3 protein-coding genes are annotated in these 841 nt (G+C 57.8%); all 3 read left to right on the top strand.

Annotated elements, in window-relative coordinates; genetic code table 11:
* The first annotated feature begins 18 nt into the window (after positions 1 to 18).
* Positions 19 to 177 carry a transposase gene (locus J4G38_RS29185; RefSeq protein ID WP_226163232.1) on the top strand — a complete coding sequence of 53 codons (159 nt, stop codon included), beginning with the start codon at positions 19 to 21 and terminating at the stop codon, positions 175 to 177.
* 179 nt (positions 178 to 356) lie between these two features.
* Complete coding sequence (locus J4G38_RS15175; protein ID WP_226163446.1) at positions 357 to 728, top strand: transposase; 372 nt, start codon at positions 357 to 359, stop codon at positions 726 to 728.
* Positions 691 to 841: transposase (locus J4G38_RS29180; protein WP_394371044.1), on the top strand; the 151-nt coding region annotated here is incomplete at its 3' end. The genes J4G38_RS15175 and J4G38_RS29180, both read left to right, overlap by 38 nt.

Genomic DNA, 841 nt, shown 5'->3' with positions numbered 1-841 from the left:
AAAAAAAATCGGACGCAAGTGATTGAGCACAACGAAGAAGTCTACAAAAATCGTAACCAAATCGAACGCTGCTTCAACCGCCTCAAGCGGTTTCGGGGCCTCGCTTCACGCTACGAAAAGAACGCCAGCACCTTTCTGGCAATGGTCACCCTCGGAGCCATCCTGATGTGGCTTTAATTGTTTACACGTCCTAGGGCTCGTGGCTGTTGCAGAACGGCTATTCGACGGACCTTGCCAGCTGCTACGGTAGTAGAATCGAGGTGCAAGGCAAGAAGCAGTACCTCGACAAAGAGGTGTCCCACTTTGGGGTTTCCGAACGGGTCCCGGCGCATAACCTCTACCGGCGGCTAGCGGAAGTGGTCGATTGGACCTTCCTCTACGACGAGACCCGGGCCCCTTATAGCCACACCGGCCAGCCCTCGCTCGACCCCGTAGTCTTCTTCAAGCTGGTGCTGGTGGGCCGGCTGGAAAACCTGGTCAGCGACCGCCGCTTGGTCGAGCATTGTGCCCTGCGGCTGGATATCCTGCTTTTTCTCGGCTACGAAGTGGACGAGGAGTTGCCCTGGCACTCGACCGTGAGCCGCACCCGTCAGTTCTTTCCGGCCGCGGTCTTCGAGCGCCTGTTCGACCACGTCTTCGTGAGGTGGTTGGGTGAATCAGGAGAGAATTGGGTGTTAATTTCCCAATTCCATGGAAAAAGCCTCTTCCTCCAAACGGCCGCGGTATGATGCGGCCTTTCGCGCCGAAGCCCGGCGGCTGGCCCGCGAAAGCCGCGTGACGCGGGCCGCTGCCCGTGCCCTCACCATCAATGCTAAATTACTTTATCAGTGGCAGAAAGCGG

Origin of the sequence: Hymenobacter terricola (genome assembly GCF_017921975.2) — a bacterium.
GTDB classification, from domain to species: domain Bacteria; phylum Bacteroidota; class Bacteroidia; order Cytophagales; family Hymenobacteraceae; genus Hymenobacter; species Hymenobacter terricola.
This window is presented reverse-complemented; position numbering and strand designations above follow the sequence as displayed.